Origin of the sequence: Olivibacter sp. CPCC 100613 (genome assembly GCF_036959255.1) — a bacterium.
Lineage (GTDB): Bacteria > Bacteroidota > Bacteroidia > Sphingobacteriales > Sphingobacteriaceae > Olivibacter.
This window is the reverse complement of the sequence record NZ_JAWMTI010000001.1, coordinates 1,566,855-1,590,291: the sequence shown is the minus strand read 5'-3', so window position 1 is coordinate 1,590,291 and position 23,437 is coordinate 1,566,855. Positions and strand designations below refer to the sequence as shown.

Here is a 23,437-nt window from a genome sequence, read left to right as displayed (position 1 = left end):
GGTTGCGGTAATGGTATTCGTAGGTATCCGTCGTCTTGCTCTGGGTGTCCTTCACCTCCTTCAACCTTCCAAAGCCGTCGTAGTTGTAATACACCGTTCTGCCCGACGGATCCGTGGCACTCGTCATACCACTCAGGATGTCGTAGGTATAATAAGAGAGCATTGAATTCGGGAGCGAAGCCCGAATACCGTTGAACCTGGCACGCAGGTCCGTATCCGAAGGATGGGAGTCGGTAAATGTCTTCACGGCCTGATCACCTCCGAGGGCTGTCTGTACGGTTGCAAAACCGCCATTCCTGATCTCTGCTACCGGGTATTGCCCCTTATAACTCCAGATATAGGTTACGGGAGGTCCGCCGACCGGTTGTACCTGCCTCGGATTGCCGTAGGCATCGTAATTGGAATAGGTAAGCCGGGTCCTGTAGCCGCTGAAAGGCGAAAAAGCGGTAGCCCCTATGCTTCCGGAAGGCAGCTGTCCCGCCAAACGGTTGCTGAACTTGAAGGATGACAGCGCGATCGGGGCAGAGCTCTCGAGCTCCATAATTTGATCGATATGTCCTTGTCCTCCCTCCAAGTATTTGGTGATCGTACCTGACAGGATCGTCCTTGTAGTGCCTACTTCCTTATATCTCACCTGTTCTATGGGATAGGCGATCAGGTGGTTACTTTTCATATTGTCGATGAAGGCCGTACCTGTTGCGTAATCCTGAGGATAGAGCAATGTGATAACTTCTTTATTGCCGTCACTCGTTGTCTCAGTTATTTTTGTCTGTTGATAATGCTTAGGATTTTCGTATTCATAAGACATTTTTATTTCATGAATCACCCCACTTTCATATGACTTTGTTGTCGTATTTTTCAACGCATAAAAATCCCTGTATACAAAATAACTGTTAAAATTGTATGTACTATAGTCGGGTATCTGCGGATTTTCTTTATCAAAGCGTATGGATAATCCATATATTGCATCAGTCGACGGGATAGATTGATATTCATTGATAGTTTCTTTTATAGGATTAGCACTGCCTTCTTTATATACCTTCGAAACGAGCAGCATTCCTCTCTTATACTCTCTACTTATAGAGGGCATAAAAGGGTAGGAGTAGATATTAATATCTCTATTTTCGGGATTCATACTCGAAACATATGTATTCAGTGTCCTCCCATTTCCCGTTCCGTTGGCATAGGTTTCAGTAACTTCCTGATACTCCACATGACTGCCGCTGGTGGAATAAAGTGGTACAGCGGGTGTAGATGACCGGACCCTGTATATAGCATCATATGTGAATCCGATACCACAGCTTCCAACTACACCACTTCTTTTCTCCATAAATTCAAAAATCCCCGTCGTTATCAATATCCCACTTGAGCGAGAAGTATCTCCGTTAAGTGTGTATTGATAGCTTCTTCTTGAGGCTATATTTCCAGGGGAAGAATAGTCGACAACTTCTCTTATGCGCGCACCGCCACCGGCCCGTTTATGGGATAATGTATAAGAAGTCTGTTTCTGGTAGGAAAGCGATATGTCGACTATGAATTCACTTTCATAATTGAATGCCATGAGCTTATAGTCTCCTGGTCCTAAGTACATTTTATGGGTATCCGTTACCGTTCCACCATTGGTACTCGAAGTCTGCGTATATAGAACTTCTCCACTGCTTTTCATTACACGAGTTCTAGTATTTGGACCCGTAACCCTTGATGAAATTACTACCTCATGAGTAAAATCGACACGGAAAGAGACTTCGCTCCAAGATCCTGTAGGTTGGCCATTGACATAAGCAGAGGCAGATTGGTATTGCCTAATTGTATCTAAGACATTTTGTTGTCCTGATACATTTCCGTAATCGTGACTTTCGTAAATAAACTTGGTTTCTCCTCCTGTCGGATAATTGACCCCAGTAAGTAAGCCTAATTTCATCGAGTTGAATACAGGTTCACGGTCTCCACCTGAATCATAGAAATAGTTTCCCGAGGAAAGATCCTTTGGATCCTTGCTTTTCGGTATCAATGATTGGTTTTGAGTCTTCCCATTATTAAATCCCCAATAATCCTGAGCCTTAGAGTTTCTCGGAGGTATCGTTCCGCTCTCGTCATAAATGAATTGATAGGGAGCTGTCATGCTTTTTACAAAAAGTTTATCTAGAAACAATCTGCCGCTATAATATTTATAGGCAAATGAATACTCCTCATTGTAGGAACTGCCGGCACCGAAAATTGCAATTTTGTCCAATGCTTTGTCACCAGCCAGATCCGTGCGGTCATTGGTCTGATAAAACATTTCGATAGTTCCCGTTGGAAGAATAATTTTACTCATCTTCTTTTGAGTAATATTAGTAATATTTTTGGTAGAACTCGATAAATAATTAGGAGCAGGGGGGTTCCCTGTACAATCTAAAGCAGGGCTGACGCTCTGCAATATATACAAAGAAAGTCCCGCTTCGTAGGACGGTGATATATTTGAAACGATATACTGGAAAGCAATAGATTGCCCGTTTTTTAATACAACTTTAGAAAGGTACCAGGATGAAATTAAGGTATACGTATCCAGATAGCTCTGACTGCCATTAGCGCTATACTGTGCAATATTTTGCGTTTCTTCTCTGTCATTAAAATAGAATTTATTACCCTTCGGATCAATAATAACAAAATTGCCATTCTGACGACTTATATCAAGCTTTTCACCATCTAGCTGGATAATTTCTCCATTCGGACTAAAAATAAATTTACCGTGATATTCTCCAAATTTATAAGAAAAAATATCTGGTTCACCATCCATAGCTCCCGTTGCCATACTATAATTCACGACAGCCTTTTCAGCTGCAGTGAGCTGACCTTGGATATATTTATTAACTTTAACCCCAGAGGAACCGTTTGGATAACCATCAGTAAAATCATCATCCGTTCCTCTGATATTTTTACTTATAACACCGCCTACATTTAATGTCCATCCCATCCCAGTTGATGGTGCGATCTCCTCTATCTTTATTCCAGATCCTTGATAAGACAATGAAATTGGCATTTCAAAATCTTTGACTTTTAGGGAATATATGGGTATCGATAATTGAGCTGCACCGGTAAACATATTAACAGGTATATTTCCTGATCGAAGTAGGTTACCAACATCCGGAGAACTAGGAACGTAATTGATTGCTCTTTCCGGCATAAAGTCTTTTGCTTCCTGCGCATAACATGGCACATGACAAAGCAAAATAAAGTAAATGAAAAATCTGTTCATGCTATTCTGATTTAGCTGTGAGCTGACATATAAGTATTACATGCTGAGACATCTTATTATTTATTTTCAAGTTTTAATAACCGTTGACACACTTCAGTAAGTAAACGTTTCTGTTCGCTTATCACTTTATCTTTCTCAATCAAGTGCAAGGTCAACTCCTCCACCTTCTCGAGTAACTTTCGATTCATCTCACCCAAATGCACACCGTTTTCCGCTACTTCCGTTTTGTTAGGTATGCCGGGTAGGTGCTTATTTTCCTTAATAAAAGCTTCGATTTCTGCAAGCGATTTCATTTTATAATCTTTCTCAAAGACGTAATCGGGCCAATTGGCACTTTCCACCAATATCTCCTTTGATCGTATAACTCCATTCACTTCCAATAGGTTGGAGGGGGTCGCTATCCCGATACCTACATTTCCTGCGGTGGTAATGGTTAGCCTCGATTGTGTGGTGCTGAAATTATTATCGGCAATATGATAAGCCCCTCCTTTGACATAGGTGTCCCATCTACGAGCGATGTTTCCATTACCATCTCCTTCCGCTAATGCAAGACCAGGTGCCGAACGCGGACTGGTTAAGGTAATCCAGGAACCATTAGGCGCACTGCCGGGATTCTGGATCTGAAGGCCTCCGCTGATCCCCCTGATCAGGCCATTTACCAACAAAGGAACATCACTCGCAGGTGCCGTGCCAATGGCCACATTACCGCTGGAAGGAAAGGTATTTTGTGCATAGGTGCTCATACCGAGCAGGCACAGGGCAAGTAGCAGGAAATATTTCATTTTTTGGTTTATTTTATCTATTTCAGTTGTATTAATAATCTTAGGTCAATTTCATTAAAGCTGATAAATAAATTATCACTCTTCAATACTGCTTAGGTTCACCTAGCCCACGATAAAGAGCTGGTTTTATTTAAAAAAATTCAATCATAATAGCTAAATTAAAGTCAATAAGATTTACTGACGATTAAAATCGCTATATATTAAGTGTGAATTTTTTTACTTAAAGTCGCCTATTTGCACTGAAAACGCACTTTTTTTATCTAATTGGCGTCAAATGGTGCTAAGCCAAGACATAGGTTCGGTTTATTTTACCATATCGATTAGATTTAAGTTATTGTTAATCAGTATAAAAATATGTAACAAAAATGAGATATCAAAAAAATGTTGATAAAATTATAATTAGGTTTACGAAATCCGCTCAATTGATTATTTATTGTCCTCTAATCTCTCCAATCTTTGAAGTACCTCTCCCAGCACTTTATCTTTCTCAATCAAATGAAGGGTTAACTCTTCCACTTTCTTTAAAAGCGCCAGGTTCATCGCGGCCAAATCCAAACCTTCTTCACCGATCTGTTTAGCAGATGGAATTTCCGGTAAATGCTTGTTTTCTTTAACAAATTTTTCAATTTCCAGCAGGGATTGCATCTTATAATCCGGTTCAAACACATAGTCAGGTGCAGCAATATTAGTGGTCACCTTAATCTCCTTGGCAATAATGTTCCCTTCAACCGCTAATTTTGCTTTGGGTGAGCTCGTACCAATCCCCACATTGCCATTTCCGGCAATCCGAATTCGTTCTGCTGCGCTGGAGTAAATTGCCAAACCAGTGTAGTTGCTGTGCGTGTCCTCTGCTATCGCTGCAACCCCGGCCCATTTATTGGTATCATTGGGATAGCCATTCAGTAACTTTATTCCGTTTATTTGACCTGCCTCTACGGCCATTGCCTTACTGGATATCAGCCAACCATTGGTAATACTGGAAACAGAAAGCTTGGATTCCGGATCGATTGTTCCGATACCGAAATGACCATTTTTCAAGGTCAGATAGGTTTCTGCACCATGGCCCCATGATTGAATATTGTGATAAGGATCGCGCTCCCACCAAGTACGGGTATTGGACATCGGAGTTAAAAAAGAAATATCGATCCCTATTCCGTCATGCAATCTCGCGGTAAGCCAATCTGCACCGGCAGCATCACGTACCAGCCATCGTTTGTTGTAAAAGGTATTCGAGGAACTCCCGGATACGGAGTTGATTTCGACAAAATTTCCTTGTGTGGAACCTAACGTCTGCGCCACCGTGGCATAACGAAATCCTACTAGCATACATGCCAGTACGACGATTTTTTTTGTAAAATCTTTCATATTAACTAATTATCAAGCATTGCATTCGACTTAAAAATGAAACAGTTTAGATTATTCGGTTTAGGAATAATTTAGGATAAAAATAACAATAAAATCAGTATTTAAAATAAATTATAGATTAATTTTCTCAACATGCAAAGCAGCAAAATTCACTTTGTTTTCCTACCGAATATGAATATGTTTGTATACAGAAAAGTCATGGCCGGAATCAATATCAACCAATTCAAGCAAACGCCTGGTAAAAATGCTGCGGAAGAAACTTCCGCTGGTTTATTTGAATTCCTGAATAAAGACATCAGTCTTTTCCCCACCATGGGCGATAAGCAGAAAGAGTCGCTCTACCACGAATTAGCTATTTTACTTAAAGCAGGTGTTGATCTAAAATCAGCGCTGGAGTTATTGATTCTGCAACTGCAGAAGCCAAAAGAAGCTCAACTATTAGAGCAGGTGAAAAAAAATATTGTTGAAGGCGGTTCACTTTCAGGGGCTTTGCAACAACACAAGGATTTTACACCCTATGAGTATTTTAGTATTCAAATTGGAGAGGAGACGGGTAAATTAAGTGAAGTATTAGAAGAGCTGGCCTTGTTTTATCGTAAACGCTTAAAACAGAAACGCCAGATAACGGGCGCGCTGATGTATCCGGCAATCGTTACGCTTACTTCCATTGGCGCTATTTTTTTCATGATGAATTTTATTGTGCCCATGTTCGGTGATATCTTCAAACGTTCAGGTAGCGATTTACCGGCAATTACCCAGCTGATTGTCGATGTATCCAATTTTACCCGAAAATATGCCTTATTGTTTTTATTGATTACGATAGGTGCAATCGGTTGGTTCTATATGCAGCGGAAAAAGGAATGGTTACGTAAAGCGACAGCCTCTCTCTTATTAAAGCTGCCTATTTTTGGTAACATGATCCGGAAAATCTACCTGGCACGCTTTTGTAATTCCATGTCTTTACTTACCGGCTCCAAGGTTCCGCTTATTCGGGCCATCCAGCTAAGTCGACAGATGGTTGGTTTTTACCCCATTGAAGTTTCGTTGGCGATAATAGAACAGGATATTCTGCAAGGAAAAAGCTTACATCAAAGTTTACGTAATTTCCCTATCTATGACATCAAACTTGTTTCCTTGATTAAGGTAGGCGAAGAAGTCAATCAACTGACCGACTTCTTCGGTAAAATCGCCTTGCAATACAGCGACGATATTGAACACCAGTCCGCTTTGATTTCCTCCATGCTGGAACCTTTTATTATTATCTTTTTAGGCCTTGTAGTGGGCGTTATTTTAATTGCCATGTATCTGCCGCTCTTCCAAATGGGCGGAAGTTTTGGGTAGAAAAGAGTTGCCCGATACACTTATTCTTCTCGCTTCTTAAGCTGTTGCTTAACTTCGCTTAATTCCTTGTTAAGTGTGATCACATGCAAGGTCAGCTCCTCGATCTTCTCCAACAGCTTTTTATTCATTTCACCTAAACTGAGTCCTTCTTCCTGCACCTCTTCTTCGCTCGGAATACCCGGTAAATGTTTGTTCTTTTTGATAAAGAGCTCCGTTTCTGTTAAGGACAACAGTTTGTAATCCTCATCAAATACATAGTCAGCCCAGCCACTTTCTACTTTGACCTCTTTTGCACGGATGGTGCCATTGACTGCCAACTTGGTACCGGGAGTAGTAGTTCCGATACCAACATTTCCATTCGCAAGTAAGCGCATCACACTGACATCTCCTGAGAGTTGAATATCGAATCCGTTAGCAGAGCCTACACCTGTGCCACCTATGCGGAGTCTAGGAACGTTATTCAGCCATCCCAAAAAAACAACCGCTTCGTTGTTGTCTGGGTTTTGAGAACGGATATAGTCAGACGCATTGATGCTTCCCCGTACATCCAGTTTGGAGACAGGACTCGTCGTACCTATTCCTATGTTTCCATTGATATCTTCTGCTAAGATTTTTCTCCAAACTTCCCAACCGCTATTAAAACCGGAACGGTAATAAAGGTCGCTATTGGAAAAAGCTAACTCATGTGCCTTCCCTCCGGAATCATTGTACCAACCTCTGAGCCCCAAGACTGTTGAAAAATTGCTAACAGGAATTCCAATAGTGGTATTTTGTTTGAAATGAACTTCAAAGCTTTGCGCATAAGAAGTCGGTGTAGTTACAACTGCTCTGGTATCTGGAACAGTTAACTTATTTTGAGCATATGAATAAGAAAGTATCCCAAAAAGCAATAATGAACTGGCAATCGATTTAATATCAAACATATCATTTACAGTTATTTTAAACCCTTTAATTTAGCTTCAAGCTGTTCTATTTTTTCCTGCTGTTGAATCATGTGAAGTGTCAGCTCCTCGATCTTCTCCAACAGCTTTCTATTCATTTCTCCTAAACTGACCCCTTCTTCCTTGACTTCTTTTTCGCTTGGGATACCAGGCAGGTGTTTATTATCTTTAATGAATTGTTCTGTTTCGGCTAAAGACATGAGTTTATAATTTTCGTCGAAAACATAATCAGCCCAGCCACTTTCAACTTTGATCTCTTTTGCACGGATGGTGCCGTTGACAGTCAGCATTTCCGAGGGAGCAGTGGTTCCGATACCTACTTTTCCGTTAACGGCAAGATAAGTACCGTAAGACACCGCTGTTTGTGTGCTATAACCTATTGATACTCCTTTATAATAGGTCTTATTTCCAATATCGGGCTGAAGATGTAGATCGCTATAATACATTCCATATACACCCGTTAAATCCGAATGTCTTGCTAATATCCAAGAGCGCCTTGCATTTATGCTTCTTGCCGTACCAAATTCCAAAGCATTATTAGACGACTCAACCAGTATAGCTCCATCACCTCGGCTCGTGACAGACGGATAAGTAGTAGTAGCGGTACCATTTAGAATGTGCAACGGCATTTCTGGATTAACCGTGCCAATACCAGCATTGCCTGTACTTTGAAGTTTATTTGTTTGTGCATACGATGAAAATTGCCACGCAATCGCAGCAGCCAATAAAAAGAATCTTTTCATGAGTTGATTAAGGTTGTATCTAAACGAATTACCACAATCTATATTGCAGTTGATATAGGGTCTACTATAAACCTCATACAGGCCCTTTAAGCATAGATTTAGTTTTAAGCGTATACGAATAGTGTTTAAGTTAATTTTAATGTAAAAATAAGATAATAAACAAATAGTACAATAAAAAAATAAATATTAATTTTTATATGACTATCAGGCATTATGCCAAGCAAACTCTTTTAGATAAATTCAGATAGACATAGTTTTTACTGTTTTATTCAGTTCTTTTTGGCTTTTAAATAGGTTTTAAAAGCCAAAAAACAACTTTACTTTATCAAACCAATTTACTTCTTTTTCTTGCGCGACATTATGCCTGAAGTTGGTATATCTTTTCTGCACGCTATCCTGCGTTTGATAACGTGTAATAACACCCTCCTTCAATCCTTTGAATAAGCGTCCCTTTTCCTTCAATTGCCCGTGTTCATCATAGAGGGCATATTTGCCGTTCTCTTCCCCCAGATACCAGATAGATAACCGTCGGAGCGTACCATTGGGGTCCATGTATCGCCATTCGCCTGCTTTCAATCCTTTATAATAGGCTCCTAATACCTTCAAGCTTTTATCAGCATATAATTCTTGATAGGTGCCATGCAATAACCGGCCTTTAAAAGCACCTTGCGTATACCGAATACTATCCCGTTCATACCAAGCATAAGTACGCATCGGATCAGCCTGTTCAACTTTCTCCTTTATCATTAACTCCGCCACCTGAAAGGTCCCGTCAGCATGACGGACCGTTACTTTATTTTTATACGGAAGAGCCTCCAATAACTCCTTTTGCCCATAAGAAGGCAAGGAGAAGGATAGCAGATAGATTCCAATAATTAACGTAAAGTTTAGTTTCATCTGTAAATAATTAGTTCGTTTGTATTTATCTTAAGAATCAAGACAATTCGAGCCGAAGTCAAGTTATCACTTATTACCCGGAACTTACATTATCATATTGGCTCACTAGCTAATTGGCTCATTACTTCGTCATCACATTCTCCTGCCCTTGATACTTTATCTTAATATAGTTGGCTGTATTCTGCAACAACGTCACCCCCTCTCTTGTCTCCCCTACCTTAATCATAAAATCCTTCTCATTCACACCCATCAAAATGACGCTTTTCTTGGATTTGGCATTGGTCACTTCACCCAAATACTTAATCATTCCCCAATCAATATAAGCCTCTTGGGGTGCCTGTTCATAATTTTCGACCACTTCCTCGCTTTCTGTATTCGCTGGTTCAACATTCTTCTCGGCAGCCAAAAAAGGATCGCGATAACCGCCCGTTGGCTTAAAGCTGGTGGCGGTGTCCACCAAATTCGTTTTGGTGATCGGCTTTTTTTCGGCTGCCACTGCAGGCATGGGAAGTACGGGATCTTCCGTGGCCGCGATAATTTTATAGAAGATCCAACCCCATATCAAGAGTACTAATATTAAAAGTGGTATTGTAAGTTTTTTCTTCACGTTTATCCCGCCTTTATCATTAATTAACCACAAAGCTTCGATAGCCCGAATAGCCGCTGGTATTTCCTGCTTTATCCGTCGCGCGCAAGCGCCATAGTACACGCTCGCCGATACTGCTACTGGTAAAATTATGATTGGTTCCTTCTAATGTTAACGGATAGGTAGCGTTATACAGGGTGGTGGAATCGCTCTTATATACATAAAGTTCATACTTGGCCGCATCGCTTACAGGCTCCCAACGCAAAGTTACCGGGCTCGGCACGGAAGCATTGTTTCCAGGTGCTACCATGGTAGGCACTGCCGGTGGTGTTTTATCGTAGGTAAATTGACGAACAGTGGACCATAGGGATTGTGAGGTGTCCGACTCCGCCCGTACACGCCATTGATATAACTGCTCTTTTGGTATGGTGTAATTATATCCCGTACTTTCCAATACCGAATCGTATAACAGGTTTTCAGGATCGGCAAAATTATTGGTGTCAATCTGCAAGCGATAACCCGTTGCACCAAATAAAGTTTGCCAGCCAAAACGCAAGGCAGTACTTGCGGTAAGAAGTTGATCTGCAGGAGCTGTTTGTACCACCACCTGCTTACTTAGATCGGACTCATAGATCACAAAGGAACGCGTGGTATAGACCGTTTCACTACTTCCATTACGGGCTTTCACTCGCCATTGATAACTACCCGGCTCCAAACTCAGGGTAAACTTGGGAGCCGTCACTAAGGTATCGGCATGATACAGAGACACCGAATCAAAATCGGGAGAAACAACCTGCAAGCGGTATTCCAAGGCATCGTCCACCTGCTCCCATAAAAAGGTGATGGTATAGGTAGGAATCTGCGCCTGATTACCAGGCGACAATAAAGCAACTTGCCGATCTTTGATATCTTCTTCCAAAAACTCTTTACAACCAAGGGCCGTAAAAAGTAATCCTGCAAAAAGGATGTATATATTGATTTTACCGTTCATTATCTTAATTTTTTTAGCGTTAACCGAATAACCAACAACGAATAACAAGCAACTAATTCCTCGCCACATAAGCCGTTGTCAAGTACATTTTCAATTCCGATGCTTTCGTCAAGGTATTTGCTTCTTTCCGAAAGGCTACATTCACCAAATTCAATTCCTTGCCTTTTTCAATCTCATACCAGCATTGTAAAAGATCATTATAACTGCCTACCAAGCAATATTCGTCATAGTTCACGGTCAGGCCGTCAGCGGTAACGGCCTTCGTCGGCGGAACATCCTTAATCACCAATCCATTATTTTCCGCTGCCGAGGCTACGCTATTTAGCATATTGACTTTTAGGTTCCCGCTATTTCCTTCTCCTATCAAACTAGCATTGCCGATCTGTTGCATACGTGCCTTAAGCTGCGATAATTCGGTCTCCTTCTGCTGTGTACTCAGCTTCTCGGCTGTTGCCGCTTGATAAGCAGACCGCAACTCCAAGGTTTCTTTGATGCTTAACTGATACACCATGAACAAAAAGATCAAAGCGCCCCAACCGAGCCATTTATTTTTTTGCTGCCAGCTGTATTTTTCCCAAAATCCTTTCATCGCAAGTTCAATTTTAGGTTAAACACTGCGCGCTGCTGCTTTTCGTCATATTTATAATCCACCAAGGCCACTTCTTTACTAAAAGGCATCATACTGATTACCTTTACCCAATGATTTAAAGCGCCCACAGTAGCCGTTGTACCTGTAATGCGGATCAGGCCCGACTGATATTGCGGTCGGCGTTCCTTCCGACTGGCAGCTTCATCCTGCGGAAAAAAATTCAACTCATCCAAACTGATGTCTTTTGGTACGGAAGCACCGAGCTGATCAGCAATATAACTCAGGGGTTCCTTATCACCGCGCTCCGTATAATTGATCACCTCTACCAACTGTTCCTGTCCTTTTAGCACTTCTTTCAACTGTTTGATCTCCTTATCGAGCAACGATGCGTCGCTCACGCTTACATCAGCCATTTTCCCATTATAGTGCAAAAAATAAAAGGTATTGAGCAGGAGAACCAAAAGGAAAAAGGCCCCTACCAAAACCGCTGATCGCTTAAAAAGCCATTCCTGGTGTTTACTTTCAATTTTCCCCGTTAAACTGTCTAAGGCTAAAGTAGCAATCGACATTTCGCTGAGCACGAGAAAACCGAGCGCAAAAGCAACTACAAAGCGTTCGTTCATCTCCTCGTCACCAATACGAATAACATGATCTGCCTGTTCATTTTCTTCCCAATGATAAGCTTCAATTTCGTATGCCTTTAGTTTGAAATGATGTTGGGCCAATTGTAGAGACGCACTTTCCTCTTTGCTAAGTGCGGATAATAGATTCGTCACGTGAAAAGGGCCTAAACTAACGGAAAGCAAGCGATCCCGGATGTTGGTAAAATACTGTAACAGTTCATCCAGGCGGTCTCGACGAATAATAGAGAGCACATCTATGTTGCTCTGTGAACACCGTTGTATATAAAAATCCTGCTTCTTGGCATTCGGCAATACCAATCGCAACAAGTCTGTATCTTCTTTAAGATCAGCACGCCGCACAAAACGATGAATAATCCCTTTCCCATTTAAGGTAAGCGAAAGAGGTACTTCCTTTGGTAAGAAACTTATTAACTTCTCTATACTCGAAATTGCACCTTCTCTCCGCACAACTTCAATCGCATTCGCTTTTCGCTTCAATAACACCAACTGCATAAACAGCCCCTTTTCCGTAAAAGTAGCCTCTACCGCTGCTAAGAGCGGAATATGTCGTGCATACGAAAGGATCTGTTCTTTAAACATGTTATTATTTTGTATTAAGCTATCGGATGTTCCTTAACATTTTTTTACACTCCCTACGGGAGGCGAGCTTTTTAATTTTGAATTTTTAATTTTTAATTACTGATAAATAATAGTCGGTTTAATAAACACCACCGATACCACTTTATTCTTTGATTTTGTTTTACTGCTAAAAATCCATTTTAATACCGGTATACGCGAAAGGAGCGGTACACCGCCTCCCGTTTCGGCATTTTCATAACGTTCGATGCCACCCAACACCACCGTCTCCTCGTTTCGTATCCGAATAATGGACTCAAATTTACTGGTGGAGGTTGGCGGTGGCTGATTTAACGGCGTATCCTGTGTAAAATCAGAAATATCCACCGTAATATTTAAGGTCACTTGTTCATCCCCGGACACAATCGGCTTGATTTTAATAGTGGTATTCGCCTCAACATCATTGAACTGTTGGGTAATAATATTTTGGGGAGTTAAGGTTCCCAACTGACTCTGGGTCGAAATACTATAGTAACGTTTATTTCCTATACTCAGGGTTGCCGAATGCCCGTTGAGTGTCGACAATTTAGGTACGGAACGCATCTCCACATTGCTATTGTTTTCCAATGCGCGCAGACGTACATAGAAATTAGGAGAGACTCTTCCGAGATTAAATGATCCGGTACCGATCCTTGATAGAAAATCATTGATCGATCGTGCCCCAAAGGTAAAATCAGTTCCTTCGGAAGACAATAAGTTACCTCCCGTACGAACAGAATCCGACACACCCATGGTAATACCCGTGCTGATGGTATGTCCTTTTCGTACATCCAGCATATTGACTTCAATTAAAATCATTGGTACCAACACATCTAATTGTTTGACCAAGTCAGTTATTTCATTAACCTGCGGTGCCGATCCTGCTAAGAGCAAGGTATTCTGCTCCCGGAATTCCTTAATCTCAACACCTTGTTTCCATTCGGCCGGAATCATCGCTTGCACGGTATCGATCGATCGATGTTGTAGGTGCACGGCTTTGATTTCCCGCAGCCCCTCCAAGCGTCTTTCTCCGATCAAGTAAATGCCATGATCGTTTTTAAAGGTATAAGGAGTCCCCCTTAAAAGCGAGGTTAGCAACTGATCGAAACCTACATTCGTTAATTTGGCAGTGGCATTGCCCTGCAAACCACTGAAAAGGAAGTAGTTTGCTTCCACCTGTGCCGCTGCATTTTTTATAATCTGATCGATAGGTGTATTCTGTGCCTCGATACTCAGCAATTTCGCCCCCGATCCATTATCGGAAGCATCCAGAAAAAATTGTGGATTGCCATCGGCAGGGGCTTGTTGAATGGGTAGTCGGCGCGTACTCAATTCGGATTGACCATTGATAAAATTTTCTTCATTCGGCCCTAATGGCAAATAGACAAAAGAACCACTGGCTGTTTCGGCTAACTTCACCTGGTTGCTAAATGCCAGCTGACGTAATGCCGTCCCCAGCTCCATCCCTTGCACAAATAAACTGACCTGTTTGCCTTGTAGATCATTGGTTACAATCACGTTGGTTCCCGTCAATTGGGTAATTGTACGGGCAACGACCAGAAGACTGTCATTTTCGAGCGATAGGCTGATTAGTTTATTCGCCGAATCGTAGCTTGCCTGCACGGGACGTGCCGGTTGGCGCACCTTTGCAGGGTCCAAAGCGGTAACGGAAATAATGCTTCCGGTAAACCCTAAATCCAGGTTGTACTCCTTGGCAATAAACAACAAAATATTAATGGGCGTTTCTCCCTGAAAATTATTATAGACCCGCAATTGCAGATTGGGATCTACATTGATATTGGTATTGGAAGTTTCAGCCAATGCTCTCAAAAACTCCTGCAAACTAGCGCCGGCTACCGATAGGGTAACTTTTTCAGCCAAACCCGGAGATAAAACGGCCAGTTCATGCAGTCGCTGTTCATAACGCACCAAGCGATCCGTTTGCTGTGCATATAGGTAACCCGGCCATGCTTGGAGCAGCAGGAGCAAAAGCCCCAAGCCCAAAACATACGCCATCAAGCCTTTTCTTTTTTTGTGTAAATATTTCTTTCCCAAATGCTCAAAAATTAAAAAGTAAAGGATAAATCTCTTCGATCGTTGTTTCACCGGCGGCAAACAATTCAAAGGCATTTTCAGCCAGTGACTTCAGTTTTCGCTCGCGTAGCTCTTCGCTCACATCGTACACATTGTTTTTAATCTTTTCCGATAAGTTCCGATCGATCGGAATAATCTCATACACCGCTTTCCGCCCCTTATAGCCGGTATGAAAACAATGATTACAACCTTTTGCTACACAATGTGTTTTTATAGCATAAAAGGGTTTAAATTGCTGTGGATAAAGACGGGTATCAAAAGCCTGCGTTGTTTTGCAATGCGGACAAAGAATCCGTAAAAGACGCTGCGCGACCGAAGTGTTCAACGTATTGGCCAATAAGAATGCCGGAACTCCCATATCAATTAAACGGGAAATCGTACCCCATGCTGAGTTGGTATGAATGGTAGACAGTACCAAGTGCCCCGTCAAGGCCAAGCGAATAGCCATGGTGGCCGTATCGGTATCCCGAATCTCACCCACCATAATAATGTCCGGATCTTGCCGTAAAAAGGTGCGCAAGGCGGCACCAAATGTGAGCCCGATGCTTTCTTTTAACTGTACTTGATTGATCCCCTCCAACGTATATTCGATTGGATCTTCAATGGTCAGAATATTCCGTGTATCGAGGTTCAGTAATTTCAGGGTAGCATAAAGAGTTGTTGTTTTCCCCGAGCCGGTAGGCCCACTGATCAACACAATGCCATTCGGGCGTTTCACACCTTCCAGGTAGTTGCGCAAATCAAATTCGGAAAAGCCCAAACTTTGCAAGTCGATATTGGTAGCATCGTTACTCAGCAAACGCATTACCACTTTTTCACCGTGTAGGGTGGGTAAAATGGATACACGGATATCAAATTTTAGCTCGCCATGGGCAAAGTTGATCCGGCCATCTTGCGGTAAACGCTTTTCGGCAATATCCAATCCGGATAGGATTTTTATTTTATTGACCACGGCAGGATACTCCGTTTTATCTAAGCTATAACGCTCAATCATCTGCCCATCGATCCGAATCCGAACACGGCAACGCTCTTCGTATATCTCCAGGTGAATGTCGCTGCTTTTCAGCTTTCTTGCTTCGGCAATCAGATCCACCAAAAAATCGTCTGAACTCCCAACATAGGTTTCCTCTTTTTGTCCTTCCTGCACCGATAGAACCTGTTCCTCACGGAAGTAATATTTATGAAGGTAGTGATTCAACTGTGCGGTTTCTATTACTTCAACTTTTGCAGGCAGCCCCAACAGCATTTCCAGTTCTTCCAGCATGGTTGGTTCATCCGATAATTGATCGGAATAATAAAGTATATAGCCTTCCTGTCCCTTGGGAATAGCCCGGTAATACCAAGCCTGTTCCACGCTTAACAGCTGGATATCCTTCGGCAGGAGTAACAAGGTATCAGGGATGGTAGACGTTGGCATGGCTTAGGAAGTTGAATAGAAAAGTATCATTATATAAATAAAGCCCCCATTGCTTTATATCAATTAGAAAGACAAGCATCAGAATAACAGCTTGCGAACCTGCCAANCTTAGGAAGTTGAATAGAAAAGTATCATTATATAAATAAAGCCCCCATTGCTTTATATCAATTAGAAAGACAAGCATCAGAATAACAGCTTGCGAACCTGCCAAGGGAATGTTTTTTACTTGTCGACCAACTGTTCTCAGGATCAGAAAGAAAAGTAAGGTCAGCAATAGACTCATCAGGTAGAACACAATAAAATTAAGTGGCGAAAAAGCGACCGTAAGAATAAGAAAAAAAAGAATATCACCCCAACCCAATAGCTGTTGCCCGGTAAACAGGTTCTGTCCTCGACTTATCTTAAAATATAGGGCTACCAATGCAAGCTGCGCGCCCAGCAGTCCGATATTGACCAGTAAGTGACTCCAGGTAAATGTCTGCATCAAGATACTGTTGCTTAACAATAAAGCCAGCAGCACAGGAAACAAAAACCAATCGATTGCCCGATCGCGAAAGTCCTGCCAAGCCATATAAGATAAGGCCAATAGAATCAATATCACTAAAAGGGGATGCATAATTTATTACAATTTAATCTTTCACCACTTCCTTTAGGTTCTTATCCTGATCGATCTCCCAGACATTAAAGGTTCCGTTGCCATTGAAATCCACAACAGCCGTAGCTCTGGCCAAAAAAGTGGTGGTCTCTGCATCCACAATTTCGATCCGATAGTTGGCCTGGCCGCCATCGGTTGTTAGTTTTTCCTGTTCAAAACCAATATCCGTTAAGTCGGTACTGTATTTTGATCGTTCAAAAAAATGATTTTTTTCCAACGTGTATACGTGCTCCAGCTGTACTTTTGCTTCCGTACTTTTCGCACGGGTGATCAATGGCATTAGATTAGGTAAGGCCAATAACACCAAGATACCGATGATAACCAAAACCACCAGTACTTCCGTTAAAGAAAAAGCTTTTAGTTTACGCTTAAACTTAAAGGTTAATCGCTTCCGCATAGGTTTCTCCGTTGATTTTAACACAACCGTCTCCAAATTTTCACTAAGCATAGGTTATTTTAAGGAGACGGTATCCATTATTCGGGGCTAAATATAGAGTAGAAAAATAACTCTCGCAAAAAATGTGAATAAATTAATTTCTTGATTATCGCTTTATTGTATTTTTAATAGCTGCTACTCCATTTTTCAACTGATTAAGTTTCTCCTGTTAGCTAATCATATGTAACATCAGTTCTTCTCAGAGCTGTCCAAAATAAAATTTTTGAACAAAAAAGTGTATTTTCTCTGCTATAAGAGACGCTATTTTATTCAGGAAAGCAAAAGAATCCCTGGATGTTGGTATAAATTTAATATGAGTATATCGGCTTTCTGACCTAAAACAGGGATCGATTTAACACATAGATGAATTGTTTATATTAAAGGAAGTTTTATTTTAGTCATCCAAACCGACGCAAAGATCAAGGCTGTGTAGGCTACCTTGCATCTGATGGCAAAGCATTCATGGCACGTATCGGAGCCGTTTCACTTCCTCAATCCGCTTGCATATTGCCATATGAACAGACGTGCAAATGCTTTACTGCTCGTTGCTTCGGTATCCTCCAAGGCCGTTTTACCCACGCGCAGGGCTATATTAGGGCTGAAGATAATAATACGTCCGGTTAAAAGTAAAAGCCCTACGTTCTAAAAAGTGCCGCCTCCAAAATTTACAAGTAGCACCAGGAGGCACGATCCGTTCCTGTAAATTTTGAAGCGGCGATTTTATTCACTACTTCATTATTTTCAAAGGTGTTCATGGACTCCCTACGGTCGGCTCTTTGCTTCTTTATTTCGCGGACCTTCCCCTTAGGGAAAGCTTGAATGCCTTAAAAAACGAAAACTTAATGAAAAGAAAGAAAGAAGGTAAAATAATCGTTCTATTTTTTAACTAAAACCGACCGACGGAGCTCCCATATTTCCTAATTATTATTTAACGTTTTGGATGTGAGTTCTTCTATATTTTATATCAAGTAGAATTTATCTAAGTTTGTACATGCATCAACCTCATAAACTAAAAGCCGGCGCTTTATTAAGTGTAGTGGGTATTGCCACCATTATCGCCCTTTTACTGGGTCTGATGCTTCTTTTACTACTTTATAACCGTAATGATACTTCACAGCTACTTCATCGGTTAAAATTGGAACGGAACCTGGAATCAGGTATGGCTCTACTCCTGAGCGAAGCTTATTCTGAAAAATCAAGTGAAGAGGTATTTATGGATTTATTCAAGGAAGAGACAGACAGTATAAGTTTACAACACTATCCGTGGGGCCTCTATGAGATTGCTATAATTAAATCTTTTGAAGGCCGGGATACGCTGCAGAAGGTATTCTTAAAAGGCAATACGCTCCAAAGCGACAAAGCCTATGCACTTTACTTAAAAGATGATGACCGGCCTTTATCTATTTCCGGTAAGACCCTTATTCGCGGTACCGCCTATTTACCACCGGCAGGAATCCGAAAGGCGTATATCGAAGACAAAGCCTATGAAGGTGATTCAACGGTTTATGGTGAGATGAGAAACAGTGAAAAGAAATTACCAACACTTAATACCGCGCTTATCGAGCAGATCAAACAATTGACCTACGATAGCTTGGAAAATCAAAGCGATTCGATCGCATCTTTCCACAACATAAAAGATTCCTTGATCCGAAGCTTTTACCAAAAACCACTTATTCTTTCCAGCAAAGACTCGATCTCGCTGGAGAATCTCAATTTGAAAGGAGCATTGATTGTGATCTCCGAGCAAGCAATTTATTTGCCAAGCACCGCCCAAGTGGAACAGGTTATCTTTATAGCCCCTAAGATTAAGATCGCAAAAGATTTTAAGGGTATGTTACAGGCTTTCGCTCAGGATTCGATACACGTTGAAGAAAATGTCGAACTCCACTATCCTTCTGCTCTTGGTCTGATCGAAAAACGCGATGAAAATACCGTACAAGAATTTACTCCGGAAATTGTAATTGACAAAAATGCCAAAATTCATGGCGTGGTGTTCAGCGTGGCAGCTGCTTCTGGCAGTGATTTTATGAACCGTATCCGAATGGAACCGGGTAGCGAGGTGCACGGTGAGCTTTATGCAGACGGCATGCTAGAGTTAAAGGGATCTGTCTTTGGCAGCGCTGCCTGCCAACGTTTTGTATTGCAAACACCCTCATCCCTGTATGATAATTTTCTACTCGATGCGCGTATCGATTATACCAAACGTTCGCGCTATTACCTGGAGAGTGCGCTTTTACAAACAACCGGAAAAGGAGGAATTGTTCAATGGCTCTATTAATGAGAAAGCAGGTCATCAAACTAGAGGGAGCTACCGTGGTAGAGGTCATTGTTGCCCTGGTGATCATTATGCTTGTGTTTGGCATTGCTACCATGACCTATGTCCGTATTGTCAACAGTTCCAGCAACCCGAAATTACGTTTGCAACAGCAATTAATGGTATTGGCCGGCGAGGCAAACAGTGGGTTCAATGATCCGCAGGATCAGACATACCAGCTCGAAAACGATATAGAAATACAACAAAGAGTAACTCAGTATGAAGAAAGTAATCAATTACTGCTGATCGAATTAGAAGCCTTCAATAAACAAGAGCAATCGCTCGCCGTCTATCGAAAAATCATTCAAAAGAAAAGCGATGAAACCCCCTAAGTTACCGGCCTTTACGATCATTGAATTGGTGGTGGCCTTGTTGCTGATGACCATTGTAGTGGCCGTTGCCTATGCGGCACTCGCATTAACAAGCAAGCAATTGGGAGGCCTGCAACAACGTTTTGGCATCGACAATGAACATCGGTTACTTCAGCACGCATTGCAGCAAGATTTCGAAGCAGCTGACCGCATTACCCAACAGGAAGGGCACTTAATCTTCCGATCGCCTGTAAACACCATTCATTATGAACTGTTGGATAGTGCCATTGTTCGTCACGGCCCGGACGAAACGCGAGATTCCTTTCACTTCGCCCTAGACTCCGCTTTTGTCGGCTTTGAGTCTCGAGAACAAATAGAAGAAAACGGACTGATCGATGAATTGCGCCTGCAATTGAAATCGAATAAGAATAGCTATCCGATTTATGTTCATAAGGTGTATGACGCGGTGAATTTGATGAAATAATAGCCCTTTGCTAATGATGCGGTGCGATAGTCGTCAGCTGAACGCCCGACTGGGATGTCGTCGGGCGTTTCAGGTCTAAAACTTATCCTCCTTGGTAATCGTTGATACCGCCGAAGCCACAATACCTGCTGTTGCGAGGTAACCCGCAATGGTAACGACCGTTGCCGGTAAAGTTATAGGTGCAGCTAATAAAGCCCCGCCTACCGCACCCAAGGTTAAACCGATGGTTCTTATTCTTTTAAAGAACTTCGGTGTGGGCGATTTGATTCTTTCCGTTATTTCTGTTTTCATGTTTTTCGTTATTTATTATTGGTTATTAGTTGTTGGTTATTGGCTTACAGCCTATGGCCTATAGCGATTCTCCAAAAACTCCATCCGCTGTCGCAGTAAATTATAATTCGCTTTTAAATCCGCTTTCAGCAATTGTATGCTCGCTTTCATGACGGACACATCCTGCTCCATTTTTCGGAAATTACCATGTAATTGCTTTAAGAAATAGGCTATAATTGATAATAAAATACTGATGATCGCTCCTAATAAGGTTATTAGTTCTAATGATTTCATTGTTATTTTTTTTAATTAAAAATTTTATTGTTCTTTTGTCCTATGCGCGAGAGTCCCGTTGCATAGCCGTTCCGAAGCATGTAATTTCGAAGGGAGATCTAATCATATTCTATAAATCGGCCTCAAATATTCCGGCAACCACAGGCTAAGTAACAGTACGAACGCTCGAAGGAAGATTTTCAGCCGAGAGTTTTTGGTTACCTTTTTGCGGAAACCTCGAGCCAATCGGCGAGAAGCTTGAATGCCAATAAGAAAAAGACACTTCATGAAAAAAAGGTAAAATAGTCAATAATAAACAATGATTGCCCCGCGGCAGCGGCCTTTGCTAATAAAGGATACACCCTTTTATACGCATCCGCTGAATGCAGTACCCGATAATCGCCATTAACCAATTGATAATAGCTTCCGGTTAAGGGGCAACCACGGGTATCGGTGTGGTAATTGCCGATATGGAAGAACACCAGACTGAAATTGGGTATCCCTCTGATTTCCACCATTCCCTTATGCATGGAACTGTATCGGCTCTGATATTTAGCATTCATACCCGCAAGCTTATTCAAGCCCAGTTGATAGGTACCTGCGGGAATAGCTGTTTCTCCCGGGATTTTCTCGTCCCGTATCTTATCTTCCAGAATATAGCACTGGAAGAGATCATTGATATATAACTGGCCGAGGGTCGTATTGATGCCTTCGGCTATTCTTATTAATTTAATCATGTTTTTAGTTTTTAGGGGTTAGAGGATAGCTGTAAGCTTTAAGGTGTAGGCTCGCACTTGCCACCGCAACTGCCCCTGCTATTATTTTACAACTTAACTATTCAACAACTTAACTACTTAACTAACCGTCGACCCAACTACACGCATATTTAAAAGAAGGCAGCACAAGGCTGCTCTTCCTTGAATCATGCTTAGGTCAATTCGAGCTGACCGAGGTATTGACTGTTAGAAGCTTCTTTTCCGTCTCTATCCAACGCGAAAGCATAGATATGAAAGGTATTGCCCGAAAACACTGCAGGTAGTTCCAACGTTACTTCCTGCTCTTGCCGTAGCGCATTGCGGAAAGTGGTGAAAGTGTCTTCCGTTTGATTATAGAGTAAGATAAAAACCTGATCGTCTACATAGCCCATTTCAGAAACGGCACTTGTATCTACCCAGCTAAAGTTGAAGGTGTTAGCCGTACTGGAAACAGCCTGCATACCAATCAATTTTTCCAAAGCCCCTTTGCTGATCTCAATTTTTGAAAAATCAATTGCAAAATCCGGGTACTCTCCGGCAACTGCATTGGCCATAAAACTGCGCATCGCCTGGTTATAGCCGGTGCTTCTGTTATTGCCCTTATCGTTAAAACCAATATTCAATATGGTTTTCATAGGCCTCAAGAAAGAAACGGCCATCCCAAAACGAGCGCGCTGCGCCGCCTGTTTGGGAGAATTGGATTTAGATTTGAAGCGCGCCAGACCGCGCAGGTAGCCTATGCTACGCCAGTTGCTACCGATTACACTACCTGCTTTGCCGGAGAACATGCCATTGACACCCTGTTTATACGTTGCCATAATTTTAATTTTAAAGTTTAACCATCCTGTTATCGAATACGCTTCTTATACCGGTATTTTCGTATCCATGCAGCAAACATAATATCGTGTGTTAAACAGAAGTATTAATGGGATAAAATGGGGGAAAATGGGTTTAATTGGGATGATATGACAATCGTTAATGTCATTTCGACCGGAACGAAGTGCAGCAGAGAAATCTACCGTAGTGGAAAAATCTCACATCCCCCCAACAGCATTTCAACCCAACAGAACACCATCTCCCACACTGTTCCGAGATTTTTCCGACAAGGCTTCGACAACTGTTCGACAGCGCTTCGACAAGCGTCCACTTGCTGTCGAAGGCTTCTCGAAGAACAGTGGGAGAACCGTCGAACAACGATTGGAGAATTCATTGTCCAAACCATTGCCTGGTATCCATATGTGCCGAACCGCACTGAAACCGCTAGTAACGGGCAATCAGCGAAATCATATTCGTTCGCGATATCTTCGCCGCTCCATAAGCTTTAGCAGATCTTCTTTCTTGAATCGCAGCGCCCCACTCGGTCCATATGGTTTCAATCGGCCCATCGCTATCCAACGATAGTAGGTACTATCGGTAATTTTAAAATACTTTAATACCTGTTCCTTATCCAAATAATCCTTCAGATTATCTAGCTCCTGTGGTTCATGCTTGGCTAAGGTTTCTTCCAATAAGCGTTCAATTGTTTTTAAGGATTGATAAATTAGGTTTAATTGCTTCATGTTGTTCTGCGGATTTTGCTAAACCACACAGGGTGAGCCAAACCATCTACCCCAAAAAGACGGTCCTTTAGGTTTATGAATTAACACTCTATTTTATTAGCAATAATTTTAAGGAATAAATCCGTACTTGGCAAGAAGCCTACTCAATGTTTCAATTA

Annotated in this window: 22 protein-coding genes; 4 read left to right on the top strand and 18 right to left on the bottom strand. The window is 41.8% G+C overall.

The window, feature by feature from the left end:
- The 3 genes from RYH73_RS06470 to RYH73_RS06460 all read right to left on the bottom strand — a co-directional run.
- Positions 1 to 3,238, bottom strand: a 3,238-nt coding sequence (locus tag RYH73_RS06470; protein ID WP_335312584.1) for an RHS repeat domain-containing protein, incomplete at its 3' end; no start/stop codon positions are given.
- Positions 3,239 to 3,294: 56 nt separating this feature from the next.
- On the bottom strand, positions 3,295 to 4,020 hold the full coding sequence (locus RYH73_RS06465; RefSeq protein ID WP_335312583.1) for a hypothetical protein: 726 nt from the start codon (positions 4,018 to 4,020) through the stop codon (positions 3,295 to 3,297).
- Between the two features lie 426 nt (positions 4,021 to 4,446).
- Positions 4,447 to 5,385 (bottom strand): hypothetical protein, encoded by a 939-nt coding sequence (locus tag RYH73_RS06460; protein ID WP_335312582.1) that lies wholly within the window; start codon positions 5,383 to 5,385, stop codon positions 4,447 to 4,449.
- Between the two features lie 132 nt (positions 5,386 to 5,517).
- Here RYH73_RS06460 and RYH73_RS06455 point away from each other — a divergent pair, with 132 nt between their 5' ends.
- Positions 5,518 to 6,726, top strand: a complete 1,209-nt coding sequence (locus RYH73_RS06455) for a type II secretion system F family protein (protein WP_335312581.1) — start codon at positions 5,518 to 5,520, stop codon at positions 6,724 to 6,726.
- Positions 6,727 to 6,746: 20 nt separating this feature from the next.
- Here the strand turns inward: RYH73_RS06455 and RYH73_RS06450 are convergent, their stop codons facing one another.
- The 10 genes from RYH73_RS06450 to RYH73_RS06405 all read right to left on the bottom strand — a co-directional run bounded on the left by RYH73_RS06450 (position 6,747) and on the right by RYH73_RS06405 (position 17,325).
- Positions 6,747 to 7,649 carry a hypothetical protein gene (locus RYH73_RS06450; RefSeq protein ID WP_335312580.1) on the bottom strand — a complete coding sequence of 301 codons (903 nt, stop codon included), beginning with the start codon at positions 7,647 to 7,649 and terminating at the stop codon, positions 6,747 to 6,749.
- A gap of 11 nt (positions 7,650 to 7,660) precedes the next feature.
- A complete protein-coding gene (locus RYH73_RS06445) occupies positions 7,661 to 8,410 on the bottom strand; it encodes a hypothetical protein (RefSeq protein WP_335312579.1) in 750 nt (249 codons plus the stop codon).
- Between the two features lie 297 nt (positions 8,411 to 8,707).
- Complete coding sequence (locus RYH73_RS06440; protein WP_335312578.1) at positions 8,708 to 9,307, bottom strand: toxin-antitoxin system YwqK family antitoxin; 600 nt, start codon at positions 9,305 to 9,307, stop codon at positions 8,708 to 8,710.
- Between the two features lie 121 nt (positions 9,308 to 9,428).
- Complete coding sequence (locus RYH73_RS06435) at positions 9,429 to 9,914, bottom strand: hypothetical protein (RefSeq protein ID WP_335312577.1); 486 nt, start codon at positions 9,912 to 9,914, stop codon at positions 9,429 to 9,431.
- A 19-nt stretch (positions 9,915 to 9,933) separates the two neighbouring features.
- Positions 9,934 to 10,884 (bottom strand): hypothetical protein, encoded by a 951-nt coding sequence (locus RYH73_RS06430; RefSeq protein ID WP_335312576.1) that lies wholly within the window; start codon positions 10,882 to 10,884, stop codon positions 9,934 to 9,936.
- A 52-nt stretch (positions 10,885 to 10,936) separates the two neighbouring features.
- Positions 10,937 to 11,473 carry a hypothetical protein gene (locus RYH73_RS06425; RefSeq protein ID WP_335312575.1) on the bottom strand — a complete coding sequence of 179 codons (537 nt, stop codon included), beginning with the start codon at positions 11,471 to 11,473 and terminating at the stop codon, positions 10,937 to 10,939.
- Positions 11,470 to 12,696: a hypothetical protein gene (locus RYH73_RS06420; protein WP_335312574.1), complete on the bottom strand. Its 1,227-nt coding sequence runs from the start codon at positions 12,694 to 12,696 to the stop codon at positions 11,470 to 11,472. The genes RYH73_RS06425 and RYH73_RS06420 overlap by 4 nt, the downstream gene beginning before the upstream one ends.
- Before the next feature lie 96 nt (positions 12,697 to 12,792).
- Positions 12,793 to 14,727: a type II secretion system protein GspD gene (locus tag RYH73_RS06415; RefSeq protein WP_335312573.1), complete on the bottom strand. Its 1,935-nt coding sequence runs from the start codon at positions 14,725 to 14,727 to the stop codon at positions 12,793 to 12,795.
- A 43-nt stretch (positions 14,728 to 14,770) separates the two neighbouring features.
- Positions 14,771 to 16,222: a GspE/PulE family protein gene (locus RYH73_RS06410; protein WP_335312572.1), complete on the bottom strand. Its 1,452-nt coding sequence runs from the start codon at positions 16,220 to 16,222 to the stop codon at positions 14,771 to 14,773.
- Positions 16,223 to 16,851: 629 nt separating this feature from the next.
- Positions 16,852 to 17,325, bottom strand: coding sequence for a type IV pilin protein (locus tag RYH73_RS06405; RefSeq protein WP_335312571.1), 474 nt, complete (start codon positions 17,323 to 17,325; stop codon positions 16,852 to 16,854).
- Between the two features lie 979 nt (positions 17,326 to 18,304).
- Here RYH73_RS06405 and RYH73_RS06400 point away from each other — a divergent pair.
- The 3 genes from RYH73_RS06400 to RYH73_RS06390 are packed head-to-tail and all read left to right on the top strand — an operon-like array spanning position 18,305 to position 20,422.
- Complete coding sequence (locus tag RYH73_RS06400) at positions 18,305 to 19,591, top strand: hypothetical protein (RefSeq protein ID WP_335312570.1); 1,287 nt, start codon at positions 18,305 to 18,307, stop codon at positions 19,589 to 19,591.
- Positions 19,591 to 19,959, top strand: a complete 369-nt coding sequence (locus RYH73_RS06395; RefSeq protein WP_335312569.1) for a hypothetical protein — start codon at positions 19,591 to 19,593, stop codon at positions 19,957 to 19,959. Before RYH73_RS06400 ends, RYH73_RS06395 begins: the two co-directional genes overlap by 1 nt.
- The gene (locus RYH73_RS06390) at positions 19,946 to 20,422 is read left to right on the top strand and encodes a hypothetical protein (RefSeq protein WP_335312568.1); all 477 of its coding nucleotides are present in this window, start codon (positions 19,946 to 19,948) and stop codon (positions 20,420 to 20,422) included. Before RYH73_RS06395 ends, RYH73_RS06390 begins: the two co-directional genes overlap by 14 nt.
- Before the next feature lie 75 nt (positions 20,423 to 20,497).
- On the opposite strand, the gene RYH73_RS06385 is transcribed toward RYH73_RS06390, so the two are convergent.
- The 5 genes from RYH73_RS06385 to RYH73_RS06365 form a co-directional block, all read right to left on the bottom strand.
- On the bottom strand, positions 20,498 to 20,713 hold the full coding sequence (locus RYH73_RS06385) for a hypothetical protein (protein ID WP_335312567.1): 216 nt from the start codon (positions 20,711 to 20,713) through the stop codon (positions 20,498 to 20,500).
- Between the two features lie 51 nt (positions 20,714 to 20,764).
- The gene (locus RYH73_RS06380; protein ID WP_335312566.1) at positions 20,765 to 20,986 is read right to left on the bottom strand and encodes a hypothetical protein; all 222 of its coding nucleotides are present in this window, start codon (positions 20,984 to 20,986) and stop codon (positions 20,765 to 20,767) included.
- A gap of 263 nt (positions 20,987 to 21,249) precedes the next feature.
- Positions 21,250 to 21,702: a DUF5675 family protein gene (locus tag RYH73_RS06375; protein ID WP_335312565.1), complete on the bottom strand. Its 453-nt coding sequence runs from the start codon at positions 21,700 to 21,702 to the stop codon at positions 21,250 to 21,252.
- Between the two features lie 191 nt (positions 21,703 to 21,893).
- Entirely contained in the window at positions 21,894 to 22,538 is a 645-nt protein-coding gene (locus tag RYH73_RS06370) for a DUF6266 family protein (RefSeq protein WP_335312564.1), read from the bottom strand.
- 465 nt (positions 22,539 to 23,003) lie between these two features.
- Entirely contained in the window at positions 23,004 to 23,279 is a 276-nt protein-coding gene (locus RYH73_RS06365; protein ID WP_335312563.1) for a helix-turn-helix domain-containing protein, read from the bottom strand.
- Between the last annotated feature and the right edge of the window lie 158 nt (positions 23,280 to 23,437).